General features: G+C 66.7%; 12 protein-coding genes. 9 read left to right on the top strand and 3 right to left on the bottom strand.

Going from position 1 to position 13,405, the window contains the following annotated elements; translation table 11 throughout:
* Positions 1 to 18: 18 nt before the first annotated feature.
* From DY467_RS13870 to DY467_RS13855, 4 genes are read left to right on the top strand one after another with little or no spacing between them, the layout of a single operon-like run.
* Positions 19 to 675: a class I SAM-dependent methyltransferase gene (locus tag DY467_RS13870; RefSeq protein WP_164636746.1), complete on the top strand. Its 657-nt coding sequence runs from the start codon at positions 19 to 21 to the stop codon at positions 673 to 675.
* A 53-nt stretch (positions 676 to 728) separates the two neighbouring features.
* Positions 729 to 1,526 carry a UDP-2,3-diacylglucosamine diphosphatase gene (locus DY467_RS13865; RefSeq protein ID WP_164636744.1) on the top strand — a complete coding sequence of 266 codons (798 nt, stop codon included), beginning with the start codon at positions 729 to 731 and terminating at the stop codon, positions 1,524 to 1,526.
* Positions 1,526 to 2,581, top strand: a complete 1,056-nt coding sequence (locus DY467_RS13860) for a glycosyltransferase family 4 protein (RefSeq protein WP_164636741.1) — start codon at positions 1,526 to 1,528, stop codon at positions 2,579 to 2,581. The genes DY467_RS13865 and DY467_RS13860 overlap by 1 nt, the downstream gene beginning before the upstream one ends.
* Positions 2,582 to 2,628: 47 nt before the next feature.
* The gene (locus tag DY467_RS13855) at positions 2,629 to 3,624 is read left to right on the top strand and encodes a threonine/serine dehydratase family protein (RefSeq protein ID WP_164636738.1); all 996 of its coding nucleotides are present in this window, start codon (positions 2,629 to 2,631) and stop codon (positions 3,622 to 3,624) included.
* Positions 3,625 to 3,664: 40 nt separating this feature from the next.
* Here DY467_RS13855 and DY467_RS13850 read toward each other — a convergent pair whose 3' ends face one another.
* Positions 3,665 to 5,131, bottom strand: a complete 1,467-nt coding sequence (locus DY467_RS13850; protein WP_164636735.1) for a hypothetical protein — start codon at positions 5,129 to 5,131, stop codon at positions 3,665 to 3,667.
* Positions 5,132 to 5,207: 76 nt separating this feature from the next.
* On the opposite strand from DY467_RS13850, the gene DY467_RS13845 reads away from it, so the two are divergent.
* Entirely contained in the window at positions 5,208 to 6,416 is a 1,209-nt protein-coding gene (locus DY467_RS13845) for an MFS transporter (protein WP_164636733.1), read from the top strand.
* Here DY467_RS13845 and dgcA read toward each other — a convergent pair.
* Positions 6,386 to 7,381: an N-acetyl-D-Glu racemase DgcA gene (dgcA, locus tag DY467_RS13840; RefSeq protein WP_164636730.1), complete on the bottom strand. Its 996-nt coding sequence runs from the start codon at positions 7,379 to 7,381 to the stop codon at positions 6,386 to 6,388. The two genes, DY467_RS13845 and dgcA, sit on opposite strands and share 31 nt — an antisense overlap.
* Positions 7,382 to 7,485: 104 nt before the next feature.
* Here dgcA and DY467_RS13835 point away from each other — a divergent pair, with 104 nt between their 5' ends.
* From DY467_RS13835 to DY467_RS13820, 4 genes are all read left to right on the top strand, one after another.
* Positions 7,486 to 8,637, top strand: coding sequence for an ABC transporter permease (locus DY467_RS13835; protein WP_164636728.1), 1,152 nt, complete (start codon positions 7,486 to 7,488; stop codon positions 8,635 to 8,637).
* 2 nt (positions 8,638 to 8,639) lie between these two features.
* On the top strand, positions 8,640 to 9,413 hold the full coding sequence (locus DY467_RS13830) for an ABC transporter ATP-binding protein (protein ID WP_107345654.1): 774 nt from the start codon (positions 8,640 to 8,642) through the stop codon (positions 9,411 to 9,413).
* A 137-nt stretch (positions 9,414 to 9,550) separates the two neighbouring features.
* A complete protein-coding gene (locus tag DY467_RS13825; RefSeq protein ID WP_164636726.1) occupies positions 9,551 to 10,444 on the top strand; it encodes an MlaD family protein in 894 nt (297 codons plus the stop codon).
* Positions 10,445 to 10,632: 188 nt separating this feature from the next.
* Positions 10,633 to 12,393 (top strand): ABC transporter ATP-binding protein, encoded by a 1,761-nt coding sequence (locus DY467_RS13820; RefSeq protein ID WP_349627639.1) that lies wholly within the window; start codon positions 10,633 to 10,635, stop codon positions 12,391 to 12,393.
* A 102-nt stretch (positions 12,394 to 12,495) separates the two neighbouring features.
* Here DY467_RS13820 and DY467_RS13815 read toward each other — a convergent pair whose 3' ends face one another.
* Positions 12,496 to 13,296, bottom strand: coding sequence for an NYN domain-containing protein (locus DY467_RS13815; protein WP_107345652.1), 801 nt, complete (start codon positions 13,294 to 13,296; stop codon positions 12,496 to 12,498).
* Positions 13,297 to 13,405 lie beyond the last annotated feature (109 nt).

Raw genomic sequence — 13,405 nt, 5'->3', positions numbered from 1 at the left:
ACGATTCGAACGGAACCGATGACTCCCGATCTCGACAAGTCCCTGATTGAAACCGCCTACGCTCGCTGGGCTCCGATCTACGACGCGGTATGCGGACCGGTGATGGTGAAGGGACGACGCGCCGCGGCCGCTGAAGCGCGCGCGCACGGCGGCAAGATTCTCGAAGTCGGTGTTGGTACCGGACTATCATTCGACGATTACGACGCCACGACCGAAATCACCGGGATCGATCTGTGCGAGCCGATGCTGGAGAAGGCGCGCGCCAAGATGGCGACCGGGCGCTATCCGTGGGTCAAGGACGTGCGCCAGATGGATGCGCACGCGATGGAGTTCGCCGACGCGACGTTCGATTGCGTCGTCGCGCAATTCGTCATCACGCTGGTCGCTAATCCCGAGCAGGTGCTGTCGGAGTGCCACCGCGTAGTGAAGCCGGGCGGGCGGATCATCCTGGTCAATCATCTGTACTCGGAAGTCGGTGTGGCTGCTGCGGTCGAGCGCTGGGCGGCGCAGAAGACCCGCGCGCTGGGTCTGCGTCCGGAGTTTCCGTTCGCGCGGCTGCAGGCCTGGGCTCAGGCCACCTCCGACGCGATCCTGGTCGAGCGGCGCAAGCTGAAGCCGTTCGGCATCTACACGCTGGTGTGTTTCGAGCGGACTTCCACGCCGATGGCGGCCTGAGAGCGGGTTCGAAACGTCGCCGCCCGCGGGCGGCCTTGGATGGGACAAGACCGATGAGCGACGACGGTCCGGAACGACGCTTTCGCACCCTGTTCATTTCCGACGTCCATCTCGGCGCGCGAGGATCGCAGACCAATCTGCTCCTCGACTTCCTCCGCGTCCACGATGCCGACACCATCTATCTGGTCGGCGACATCATCGACGGCTGGGCGCTGAAATCGAGCTGGTACTGGCCGCAGTCGCACAACGACTTCGTGCAGAAGCTGCTGCGTAAGGGCCGCAAGGGCGCGCGCATCATCTACGTGCCCGGCAACCACGACGAGTTTCTGCGCAACTACTACGGCACGCATTTCGGCGGCATCGAAGTTGTCGAGAACGCGATCCACACCGGCGCCGATGGCCGCCGCTATCTGGTGATCCACGGCGACATCTTCGATCTCGTGGTGCAGAACGCCAGGTGGCTCGCCCATGTCGGCGACAAGGCTTACGACCTCGCGATCCGGCTCAACCGTGTCGTCAATGCGTTCCGTCGCTGGTTCGGCGTGCCGTATTGGTCATTGTCGCAGTGGGCCAAGCACAAGGTCAAGAACGCGGTCAACTACATCGGCGCGTTCGAAGAGACGCTGGCGCAGGAAGCGCGCCGTCATGGCACTGATGGCGTGATCTGCGGCCACATCCACACCGCGGCGATCCGTGACTTCCACGGCATCAACTACATGAACTGCGGCGACTGGGTCGAAAGCTGCACGGCGCTTGCCGAGCACGAGGACGGCCGGTTCGAGATCATCACCTGGACCGATCTGCTTAAGCGCAATCTGCCGGTGCCGACGGTCGCTGCGCGGGCCGCCTGATGCGCATCCTGATCGCGACCGATGCTTGGCACCCGCAGGTCAATGGCGTGGTGCGGACACTGACGATGATGGCCGAAGCGGCGAAGTCGCTTGGGGTCGACGTAGTGTTCCTGACGCCTGAAACGTTCCCGACGGTGGCGCTGCCGAGCTACCCGGATCTGCGGATCGCGATCCCCAATCCGATCCGGGTCGCGCATCTGATCAATGCCGCGCACGCCGATTGCATCCACATCGCGACCGAAGGCCCGATCGGGCTGGCGGCGCGACGCTACTGCCGCAAGCGCGGGCTGCGCTTCACCACCAGCTTCCACACGCGTTTTCCTGAATACGTCTCCGCCCGCGCGCCGATCCCGGAGTCCTGGGTGTGGTCGTTGCTGCGCCGGTTTCACGGCGCCAGCCATGCGGTGATGGCGGCGACGCCGGCGCTCGCCGATGAACTGCGCGGCCGCGGCTTCCGCAACGTCGTGCTGTGGCCGCGCGGAGTCGACGGGCATCTGTTCCATCCGCGCGAGGATGCCGATCTCGGCTTGCCGCGGCCGGTGTTCCTGTCGGTCGGTCGGGTCGCGGTCGAGAAGAACCTCGAAGCGTTCCTGTCGCTCGATCTGCCCGGTACCAAAGTGGTGGTCGGCGACGGGCCGGCGCGGGCGACCCTGGAACGCGATTTCCCAAACGCGGTGTTCCTCGGCGCCAAGCAGGGCGAGGCGCTGGCGAAGGTCTATTCCGCCGCCGACGTCTTCGTGTTTCCGAGCAAGACCGACACCTACGGCCTGGTGCTGCTCGAGGCGCTGGCGAGCGGTGTTCCGGTCGCGGCGTTTCCGGTGACCGGGCCGCGCGACGTGATCGGTGATTCCCCGGTTGGCGTGCTGAGCGAGGATCTGCGCGCGGCGTGTCTCGGCGCCCTGGAGATCTCGCGCGAGGCGTGTCTGGCGTTCGCCGCCGATCATACCTGGGAAGCCTCCGCGCACGCCTTCCTCGACAACGTCCGCCGGGTATCGATGTTGGACGCAGACCGGCTCCATCCTCACGGTGCCAAGCCGCATCGGATGGTTGCCTGAGGCGCGCGTATCATCGCACCTTGTCGGCGCGCGCAACGCGGCGTTAGATGCCGGCCATGACCAATTCCCCTGTGCTGCCCGTTTCCGTCGCCGATATCGATGCGGCTGCCGAGGTGCTCGCGCCGGTTGCGGTGCGGACGCCGCTGCTCTCATCACCGGCGCTCGACGCCGCGACCGGGGCGCGGGTGTTCCTCAAGCCCGAAGTCCTGCAGCGCACCGGCTCGTTCAAGTTTCGCGGTGCCTTCAACAAGCTGGCCTCGATCCCGGCAGAGGCCCGGGGCGGCGGCGTGGTGGCGTTCAGCTCGGGCAACCATGCGCAGGGCGTTGCCGCAGCCGCGCAACTGCTCGGCGTCCACGCCACCATCGTGATGCCGTCGGATGCCCCGGCCTCGAAGCGCGAGCGCACCGCCGGCTATGGCGCCGAGGTGGTGTTGTACGATCGCGACCGTGAGGACCGCGAGGCGATCGCCCGCGACATCGCCGAGCGCAGCGGCGCGACGCTGGTGCGACCGTTCGACGATCCGATGGTGATCGCCGGGCAGGGCACGGTCGGCCGCGAGATCGGCGAAGACCTTGCCGCGTTGGGCATCGCGCCGGATCTGGTGGTGGCGCCGGCCTCGGGCGGCGGGTTGATCGCCGGCACGGCGCTCGCTGTCAAAGCGCGGTTTCCCCAGGCGCTGGCGATGTCGGCCGAGCCGGAGGGCTTCGACGACCACGCCCGCTCGCTGGTGGCGGGTCGGCGCGAGTCCAATCCGGCCGGCGGACGCACGATCTGCGACGCGCTGATGATGTCGATCCCCGGCGAGGTCACCTTCGCGATCAATCGCGTGCTGCTCGCCGGCGGCGTTGCGGCATCCGATGTCGAGGTCGGCCATGCGGTCGGCTTCGCATTCCGCGAGCTGAAGCTGGTGGTGGAGCCGGGCGGCGCGGTGGCGCTGGCGGCGCTGCTCGCCGGGAAGCTAGACGTCCGCGGCAAGACCGTCGCGATCGTGCTGTCGGGCGGCAATGTCGATGCCGACCTGTTCAGCCGCCTGATTGCCTGATTTCGCCTGATTTCGTGAACGCGTTCGCCGCGCCCACTGGTTACGAGAAGAACGCGATCTTCTCGGCCTGGCTCATCCGCCGGATCGGCACCAGCGCGTCGCTGCGCATCGGCGGCGGAGCCGCGACTGCGCCGCTGGCGATTGCCGCAGCGCCGAGCGAGGCCGGCGCAGCAGCCGCGACTTCGCCGGCGACGGTAGCGGTAGCCATTGCCACCGGTGCAGCGGCCGCATGGATGGCGATCGGCTCGGCCATGGCCTCCATGGGCGCGGCTTCACCGATTTCGCCGACCGGTTCGAACGCGGCGTCAGGCTCGGGCTCCGCATCGAACGCCTCGGCGCCGGAAGCCGGTGCGTCGTCGATCGCCATCGGCTCCGGCGACACTGCGATCTCTTCGCTCAGCGCCTGCTGCAGTGCTGCGATGTCGGATTCGATTTCCGCGGCGGTGCTGGCCGCCGCCGCCGCATAGGCATCATCCTCGGGCCGATATGGCTCCGAGACCTCGGGCGCCGACATCTCGCGGGCGACCAGATCGAGCACCGCATCGTCTTCCAGGCCCTCGGCGTCCAGCGCCACCACCTCGTCGAGCAGGTGAGCGGCTTCCGACTGCTCAGCTGCACCGACGGCGGCAGGAGCTTCGGCAGGGGCCACCGCCGCCGCCACTGCAGCGGGCGCGGGCGTCTGGTCTTCGGCTTCGACGAATTCGAGTTCTTCCGACGGCGTGCCCTTGACCACCACGAACGCCGGAGCAGCTCGCGCCTGCGGAGCGGAAGCCGGTTCTACCCCCTCGGGAGCGGGAGACTGCGGAGTAGCCGCCTGTGGTGGAACGGGCTCAGCCGCGGCCGGCTGCGGCGCGACGGCTTCGGGCTCAGCGAACGCCTGCGGCGCGGCGGCGGGCTCGTCCATCGCCGGTGTAGCGGCAGGAGCCGCTGCGGCGGTCGTCTCCGGCGCGGCTCGGCTTGCCGCGGCTTCGGGAGCGACGCCGGAGATTGCGGCGACGTGCTGCAGCATCCGGTCGAATGCCGCGTCGATCGCATCGCGATCGATTCCTGCGACAAGCCGATGGCCGCTGTCGATGGCGGCGACCTGCTGGTCGAGCAGATCGCAGATCCGGGAGTCGGCGCCGCATTCGCGCAAGGTCGAAGCGACCTCGCTGATCGCGCGGGCGCCGCGATGCGCAGCCACCAGGGTCGCGGTGTCGTCAAGCGTCGCGATCGCCTTGGCGACGCTGGCGCGCGCCTCGCCGATCACCGCGCGGATCGCCGCCAGCGACTCCACGGCGGCTTCGGCCTGGGCCTGCTTCTGCGCTGCGAGGGTCTGCTCGATCCGCGCCACCGCGTCGAGCACCATGCTGGTGTCGGCGTTGCGGTTACGCTTGGCGTATTCGGTGAGGAACCAACGGCCCCGCGAGGTCTCCATGAACGCTTCGCGGATCGCATCGTAGTCCGCATCACTCGGCATCACCGGGCGGGCGGAGATCGGCGAAAGGGCGAAGGCTTCGTCGGTCATCAAGGGACTCGTTGCACAATTCACTGCGCGTCACGATAACGATCACCACGATCCGCGTCGAATCGCAATTGAATTGATGTCTCCCGAATCACAAATCCCCATCCCATCACCGGATGCGAAGCGATTCGCGTCTCGGCTCGCCGTGTTCTACGCGACCAGCTTCACGGTCGCCGGCACCTACCTGCCGTTCTTCACGGTGTGGCTGAAGGCCGTTGGAATCGAGGCTTCTTTGATCGGCCTGATCGTCGCGGCGCCTGCGGTGACGCGCTTCACGCTTCTGCCTTTCATCACTGCCGCGGCCGAACGGCGCAACGCGATCCGCGCCGCGATGATCATCACCGCGGTGATCACTGCCCTCGGATTCACCCTCCTCGGGATTCTACGTGCTCCGCTGCTGATCTTCGTGGTGTTCGTGCTCACCGCCTGCTTCTGGACGCCGATCGTACCGCTGACGGACGGCTACGCGCTGAAGGCCGTGGCGCGCTACGGGCTGAATTACGGGCCGCTGCGGTTGTGGGGCTCGGCGGCGTTTATCGCCGGCGCGCTGGTGAGCGGCGTGCTGGCGGATCTGGTGGCGGCGGAGCAACTGATCTGGCTGATCGTCGCATTTGCCTGGGTCGGTGCGCTGGCCGGCTTTGGCTTGCGGCCGCTGGATGCACCGGCGAAATCGGCGACGCCGCAGCGCGGCGCCTCGCTGCTACGCAATCCGACGTTCCTGACGATCGTGGTCGCGGCGGCGCTGATCCAGGGCAGCCATGCCGCGTACTACACCTTCGCGTCGATCGCCTGGCAGGGCGCCGGTCTCAGCGGCACCACGATCTCGGTGCTGTGGGTGCTCGGCGTCGTCGCCGAGATCGTGGTGTTCGCGCTATCGCCGCGGTTCACCTGGTCGCCGATGTGGCTGATGCTTGGCGGCGCACTGAGCGCGGTGCTGCGCTGGTCGATCACCGCCCAGGATCCGTCGCTGCCGGTGCTCACCGTGGTGCAGTTACTTCACGGCTTCACCTTTGGTCTCACCCAGGTCGGTACCATGGGGCTGCTGGTGCGCCATGTGCCCGGCCATGTGATCGCGCGCGGGCAGGGCTACTACACTGCGGCCGCCGGCTTCGTCATGAGCGCCGCGTCGATCGCCTCCGGCGCGGTGTTCGCGCGACATGGCCTCGCCGTGTACGACCTGATGGCGGCGATGGGGCTGGCGGGTGCCATTGTGCTGGTGGTGATGCGTCACCGGTTGCTTGCGCCGGCAAGCGCCGATCAGCCCCACAGCGCCGGTTCGGGCGGATAGACCGTGCTGCCGTCGTAGCGCAGGCCGTCGTCGCGGTCGCGCGCCAGCAGCAGCGGCCCGTCGAGATCGATGAAGCGGGCGAACGGCGTCAGCAGCATCGCCGGGGCCATCGCCAGCGAGGTGGCGACCATGCAGCCGACCATGATCTGCAGGCTAAGCGCTCGGGCGTCCTGTGCCATTGCCATCGCTTCGGTGAGGCCGCCGGTCTTGTCGAGCTTGATGTTGACCGCATCGTAGCGGCCGCGCAGCGCGGCGAGCGAGGTGCGGTCGTGCACGCTCTCGTCGGCACACACTGCGATTGGGCGTGCGATGGTGGCCAGCGCCTCGTCATGCCCGGCCGGCAGCGGCTGCTCGACCAGCGTCACGCCGGCATCGGCGCAGGCGGCGAGGTTGCGGGCGAGATTGTCCGGCGTCCAGGCTTCGTTGGCATCGACGATCAGTTCGGCATTCGGCGCGGCGCGACGTACCGCCGCAATCCGTGCGTCATCGCCGTCGCCGCCGAGCTTGATCTTGAGCAGCGGCCGCGACGCGGCTTTGGCGGTCGCCTCGGCCATCGCTTCGGGCGTGCCGAGCGAGATGGTGTAGGCGGTGGTGGCGGGGCGGGGCGCAGCGCTGCCGAACAGCTCCCAGGCGCGCTTTCCTCTGATCTTGGCTTCGAGATCGACCAGCGCGCAGTCGAGTGCATTGCGCGCGGCGCCGGGCTGCATTGCGGCCTGCAGCGCGCTGCGATCGAGACCGCCCGCCAGCGGCGCGCGCATCGCCTCCAGTGCGGTGAGCGCCGCTTCCGGCGTTTCGCCGTAGCGCGCATAGGGGACGCATTCGCCACGGCCGACATGGTCGCCGCTGCGCAGCTCTGCCACCACGACGATCGCTTCGGTCTTGGCTCCGCGGCTGATGGTGAAGGCGCCGGCGATCGGCCAGCGTTCGATGCGCCCGGTCAGTTCAGGCGCTATCAGGGAGTTCATTTGCAGGCCTTGTCAGCTCAAACCGAGGGTTGCCCGGAGCTGACAAGTATGGCTGGTAATGAGCTTGGCCCGCAAGGCGGCGTTCGAACCCGGATTGGCTCAAAATGACACAGCAGATAGCGTTGGAGGGCGGTCCGTCGCTCGAACGGATCGCGCGTGGCGAAGAGCTGGCGCTGCGCGCTTCGGGAACATGGACCGCGCGGTTCGCGCCGGCGCTGGAGCGGCTGGTCACGGAAGCTGAGAAGATCGGTGAAGCCAAGCCCAACGTCTTCATCGACGTCTCCGGAATTTCGCGGCTCGATACGTTCGGCGCGTGGCTGATCGAACGGATGCGCCGCAATCTCGGTCAAGACGGTACCGAGGCGCGGATCGCCGGGCTGTCGACCAACTATGCCAGCCTGGTCGACGAGGTGCGTCAGGTCGGCGACACCGGACCCGCGCCACGGCGCGGCGGATCGCTGCGCGCGCCGATCGAGCGGCTCGGCCGCACCATGTACGCTTTCTTCGACGACATCGTCGCGCTGATCAGCATGATGGGCGCGGTGATGGCCGGCGTGCTGCGCGTGATCGTCCGGCCGACCTCGTTCCGCCTGACCTCGACCGTGCATCACCTCGAGCAGGTGTGCTGGCGCGCGGTGCCGATCATCCTGCTGATCACCTTTCTGATCGGCTGCATCGTCGCCCAGCAGGGCATCTTCCATTTCCGCAAGTTCGGAGCCGACGTGTTCGTGGTCGACATGCTCGGCGTGCTGGTGCTGCGTGAGCTCGGCGTGCTGCTGGTGGCGATCATGGTGGCGGGCCGGTCGGGCAGCGCCTACACGGCCGAGCTCGGCTCGATGAAGATGCGCGAGGAGATCGACGCGCTGCGAACCATGGGGTTTGATCCGATCGACGTGCTGATCGTGCCGCGGCTGATCGCGCTGGTGATCGCGGTGCCGATCCTCACCTTCCTCGGCGCGATGGCGGCGCTGTATGGCGGCGGGCTGGTCGCCTGGCTGTACGGCGGCGTCGATCCGGAAGCGTTCCTGCTGCGGCTGCGCGACGCGATCTCGATCGATCATTTCACCGTCGGCATGATCAAGGCGCCGGTGATGGCCGCCGTGATCGGCATTGTCGCCTGCGTCGAGGGGCTGGCGGTGCAGGGCAGCGCCGAGTCGCTCGGCAGCCACACCACCGCGTCGGTGGTGAAGAGCATCTTCTTCGTGATCGTGATGGACGGCGTGTTCGCGATCTTCTTTGCGGGAATTGGAATCTGACGATGACGGGTGCGGCCGATCCGATCATCCGGGTGCGCGACGTTTCCGTGCAGTTCGGCGCGACGCGGGTGCTGAACGGGCTCGATCTCGACGTCCGGCGCGGCGAGATCCTCGGCTTCGTCGGCCCCTCCGGCGCCGGCAAGTCGGTGCTGACCCGGACCATCATCGGCTTGGTGCCGAAGCTGAGCGGCAGCATCGAGGTGTTCGGCATCGATCTCGACAAGGCCAGCAAGTCCGAGCGGCGCGGCGTCGAGCGGCGCTGGGGCATCCTGTTTCAGCAGGGTGCGCTGTTCTCGTCGCTGACCGTCCGGCAGAACATCCAGTTCCCGGTGCGGGAATATCTGAAGCTGTCGCAACGGCTGCTCGATGAGATCACCATCGCCAAGCTGGTGATGGTCGGACTGAAGCCGGAAGTGATCGACCGCTATCCGTCCGAACTGTCCGGCGGCATGATCAAGCGCGTGGCGCTCGCCCGCGCGCTCGCGCTCGATCCCGAACTGGTGTTCCTCGACGAGCCGACCTCGGGCCTCGACCCGATCGGCGCCGGCGATTTCGACGAGCTGGTGCGGACGCTGCAGCGGACTTTGGGCCTGACGGTTTTCATGGTAACCCATGACCTCGACAGCCTGCACACCGCCTGCGACCGCATCGCGGTGCTGGGGGATGGCAAGGTGATCGCAGCCGGAACCATCGCCGACATGCAGGCCTCGCAGCATCCGTGGCTGCGTTCTTATTTTCACGGCAAGCGCGCTCGCGCGGTGGTCGGTTCGCCATGATCGGGGTGCGTCAGGAAATTTCGACCGCCGCACCGCGGCTGCGTCGTTTTGCTTCCGCATTCTGCGCTCAAAGCCTGCCGCGTGGCGCGGCGGCTGATGAGCCGGCGGCGCCGCAGATTGGTTTGGAGTAGAGGCGAATGGAAACGCGTGCGAATTACTTCCTGATCGGGACGTTCACCCTCGCGGTGATCGCCGCGGCGTTCGGGTTCGTGCTGTGGTTTCAGAGCCTGCATACCACCAAGGCGCGCAGTCCGCTGCGGGTGGTGTTCGAAGGCGCGGCCTCGGGCCTGCGCAACGGCGGCAGCGTGAATTTCAACGGCGTCCGGGTCGGCGAGGTGGTGTCGGTCAAGCTCGACAACCCGCGCCGCGTGGTGGCGCTGGCGATGGTCGAGAACACCGCACCGATCCGCAAGGACACCCAGGTCGGCCTGGAATTCCAGGGCCTGACCGGTGTCGCCGCGATCTCGCTGAAGGGCGGCTCGGAAACCGCGCCGCCGGTGCCGCTGGACGACGACGGCACCCCGGTGCTGACCGCCGATCCCGAGCTGCTGCAGGACATCTCCGAGTCCATCAAGGCGACCCTGCGCAACGTCAACCGCCTGGTCTCCGAGAACCAGGAGTCGGTGAAGACCTCGCTGGAGAATTTGCAGACCTTCACCTCGAGCCTGGCGCGCAGCTCCGACAAGATCGACAGCATCATGTCGCGGGTCGACGGCGTAATCGCCAAGACCGACAGCGTGATGCAGGGCATCGACGCGCTGGCCGGCGGCAAGGACGGCGGCGAGCTGTTCCAGGCTGTGAAGTCGTTCCGCGAACTCGCCGACAATCTCGACAAGCGCTCCGGCGCCCTGATCCTCGACGGCCGTCGGACGCTCGCCGACATCAGCCGCGCGGTGAACAATTTCGACCGCAACCCGACCAGGGTGCTGTTCGGGCCGAGCAACACCGCTCAGCAGGAGCAGCCGACCGGAGCGCCGCCCACCGCCGCCCGCGCCGAACAGCCGCGCCCGCCGCGGCGAAGGCCGCAGTAGGGCGCGAGCTTCGCGTCGAACAGACGGTCCTCAGCGAGGATTATCGTCATCCAGAGGCGCCCGCGCAGCGAGCCTCAAAGGATGACCTTCGCACGCTTGGTTGATTGTTTCGCCCGCGTCCGGCCAACCCACGCGATCATACCGGTTTCGCGAATCTGCCTTGAATCGTTTCAACCGATCGGCAGACGGTGGAAATCGCGATCTCTGACGTCTATTACAGCCCCTCCCTGGACAACGCTCCAACGCGCGAGGGCCGCATGAACAAAGACAGTTCTGGTCCCAGCCCTGCCGTGGCGATACTGCGCAGCCATGCGCGAGAGGATTGGCGGTCGCTTTCGGTCGTCGTGGCCGTCGTCCTGATCTCCAGCGCAGCCAGCGTCGCGGCGCCGTATCTATTTTCCCGGGCGATCGACCAACTGCCGAAGGACCACGCGTCCGGCGAACTGCTGTACGCGCTGTTCTCCTATGCGGCGCTGATCGGGATCGCGTCGGTGTTGAGCCGGGTGGTCCAGTATCTCTCGGTCATCATCTCCGAGAACCTCGGATATTTCGTCTCCACCGAGCTGTTCGCGCGAATCTTGCGGAAGCGCTCCGAGTTCTTCATCGAGCACAATCCCGCCGAGATCCAGAATGCAGTCGGCCAGGGACGAGGCGCTCTGACGACCATCGCGAACATCGCTCTGATCGTCTGGCTTCCGAGCGCGACCCAAGTCGGGCTGACGCTGGTCACGCTCGGCTATCTGCTCGATCTGCAGATCGTCCTCGCGGTCGCGGTCTACGGCGTGGTCGTCGTTCTCGTCACACTAGGCTCGACGCGAGGGTCGCAGCAACTTCTGGACGCTGCGATGGCCGCTAGCCAGGACAACGCCCGGTTCGCCGGCAACGCGATGAACGCGATGGAAACCCTGCGCCAGCTCGGTGGCTCGACCTGGATGAGCCGGCGCTTCGCCGATCGCGCAGCTGCCGTCAGGGACGGCTGGCGGGCCTACATGCTCAGGCGGACAGGAACTTCGGCTCTGCTCGGTCTTGGTCTCACAGCCCAGTTCGCGATCAATTTCGCGCTGCTGTTACCGAAATATCAGGCTGGGGCCGTCAGCATCGGGGACATCGTGCTGTTCAACGCTCTCCTGCTGCAGCTCAACACCCCGTTCGAAATGATCGCGCAGACCATGGACAGTTTCGCCCGATCGCGCGCGCAACTGGTGCCGCTGACGCGCTTCTGGAATGCTCCGGAAGAACACGACGATCGGTCGTCGGCTTCCTTCAGCATCTCCGATGGCACGATCATGTTCGAAGAGGTCGGCTACGATTACGGGAATGGGCGAGGCGTATCAGGTATCGGTTTTTCCGCCGGGCGCGGCACCATCACGTTCATCGTCGGCGAGACCGGCGCGGGAAAGTCGACCGTCTTCAAGCTCGCCCTGAAGTCCATTGAGCCGCAGCAAGGCCGGATCACGGTGGATGGCACCGAGATACGGCAGATCGCGCGCGCCGATTGGTTCAAGATGATCGCGGTCGTTCCGCAGGAGGTGATCCTGCTCAACGAGAGTCTGGCGGACAACATCCTGCTCGGCCGGGAGCGGGACGAAGCGCGGTTGCGAGACGTGGCCAGCAAGGCCGCGATCCTTCAGCTGATCGAAGCCCTGCCGGAGGGGTTCGATACGGCGGTGGGCGAACGCGGTCTCAAACTGTCCGGCGGGGAGCGCCAGAGGATTGCGGTCGCGCGTGCTCTGTACGGCGCCCCGGCGATCTTGTTTCTCGACGAAGTCAGCTCAGCCCTGGATGAAGACACCGAACGGGACATCATGGACCACATCCGGGCGATTGCTTGCGACGTCACGGTGCTGGCAATCACCCATCGCCGATCGTTGCTGACGCCGATGGACACCGTAGTTGAACTCAGCGCGAGCCGGGTGGCCGGTGAGGACCAGACGGTCGGCAGCCACTGAACGCAGTCGCCGCTCATCTCGGTGCAGCGGGTGGCACGGATCTATCCGATTGCCGGCGCAGATGCCCGCGTCGAGCTGGCGCGCGGATCTCGCGCCCACCGTTCAGGACTCGGCGCCGCCCGTGGGCGGGTTCGGTCTCGCGGAGCGCCTCCGCCGGGATGTCGGCTTTTCGGCCGGGGCGCCGTGCGGCTTCAGGCGAATCCGCATCGCGTGGCCGCCCTGATGCTCCAACTCGAACGCGTTGGTCTTGCGAACGAGGTCGCTCAGCTTGCGGAAGCCGAAGGTTCTGGGGTCGAAGTCGGAAGCCAGATTGGACAGGTGCTTGCCGACTTCACCGAGCGACACCCATCCGTCTTCGCTTTCCATTTGTTTGATCACCCGCTCGATGATCGGAGTGGCTGCGCTCGGCGGCTGAAGCGGCTTCGCCGTCGATGCCGTACCCTTGCTGTCGCTCGCTCCTGCGATCAGGTTCTCGGTGTAGACGAAGCGCCGGCACGCCTGCCGGAAACTCTCTGGGGTCTTCTGTTCGCCAAAGCCGAATACATCGACGCCTTGCTCGCGAATCCGCGAGGCGAGACGGGTGAAGTCGCTGTCGGACGAAACCAGGCAGAAGCCTTCGAAGCGGCCGCTGTGAAGCAGGTCCATCGCGTCGATCACCAGCGTGATGTCGGAGGCGTTCTTGCCGGTGGTGTAGGCGAACTGCTGCTGCGGGATGATGGCGTGTTTCGCCAGAATGTCGGCCCAGCCTTTCGAGCGCGAGGTGGAGAAGTCGCCGTAGATCCGGCGAACGCTGGCTTCGCCGATTTTCGCGATCTCCTCGAACAGTCCATCGGCGATCTTTGCCGATGCGTTGTCCGCATCGATCAGAACGGCAAGGCGAGGCGAGCGGTGTTCAGAAGGCATGGTGCGTTCTCGGCCTGATGCGGATCGGAAACTGGGGCGTGTCTCATCGTGAGATAGCGAGGCAGCTCCGCTTCGACAACGCCAAACGAAAAGCGGGGGCCGCCGGCCC

The sequence above is a fragment of the Rhodopseudomonas sp. BR0G17 genome (genome assembly GCF_010907025.1).
GTDB lineage: Bacteria > Pseudomonadota > Alphaproteobacteria > Rhizobiales > Xanthobacteraceae > Rhodopseudomonas > Rhodopseudomonas palustris_H.
This window is presented reverse-complemented; position numbering and strand designations above follow the sequence as displayed.

What these genes read in the sequence shown, in the direction of transcription:
- DY467_RS13870 (WP_164636746.1), top strand. Translation starts at nt 19, where the DNA reads ATGACTCCCGATCTCGACAAGTCCCTGATTGAAACCGCCTACGCTCGC.
- DY467_RS13815 (WP_107345652.1), bottom strand. Translation starts at nt 13,296, where the DNA reads ATGCCTTCTGAACACCGCTCGCCTCGCCTTGCCGTTCTGATCGATGCG.
- DY467_RS13850 (WP_164636735.1), bottom strand. Translation starts at nt 5,131, where the DNA reads ATGACCGACGAAGCCTTCGCCCTTTCGCCGATCTCCGCCCGCCCGGTG.
- DY467_RS13855 (WP_164636738.1), top strand. Translation starts at nt 2,629, where the DNA reads ATGCCGGCCATGACCAATTCCCCTGTGCTGCCCGTTTCCGTCGCCGAT.
- DY467_RS13845 (WP_164636733.1), top strand. Translation starts at nt 5,208, where the DNA reads ATGTCTCCCGAATCACAAATCCCCATCCCATCACCGGATGCGAAGCGA.
- DY467_RS13865 (WP_164636744.1), top strand. Translation starts at nt 729, where the DNA reads ATGAGCGACGACGGTCCGGAACGACGCTTTCGCACCCTGTTCATTTCC.
- DY467_RS13860 (WP_164636741.1), top strand. Translation starts at nt 1,526, where the DNA reads ATGCGCATCCTGATCGCGACCGATGCTTGGCACCCGCAGGTCAATGGC.
- DY467_RS13825 (WP_164636726.1), top strand. Translation starts at nt 9,551, where the DNA reads ATGGAAACGCGTGCGAATTACTTCCTGATCGGGACGTTCACCCTCGCG.
- DY467_RS13835 (WP_164636728.1), top strand. Translation starts at nt 7,486, where the DNA reads ATGACACAGCAGATAGCGTTGGAGGGCGGTCCGTCGCTCGAACGGATC.
- dgcA (WP_164636730.1), bottom strand. Translation starts at nt 7,381, where the DNA reads ATGAACTCCCTGATAGCGCCTGAACTGACCGGGCGCATCGAACGCTGG.
- DY467_RS13830 (WP_107345654.1), top strand. Translation starts at nt 8,640, where the DNA reads ATGACGGGTGCGGCCGATCCGATCATCCGGGTGCGCGACGTTTCCGTG.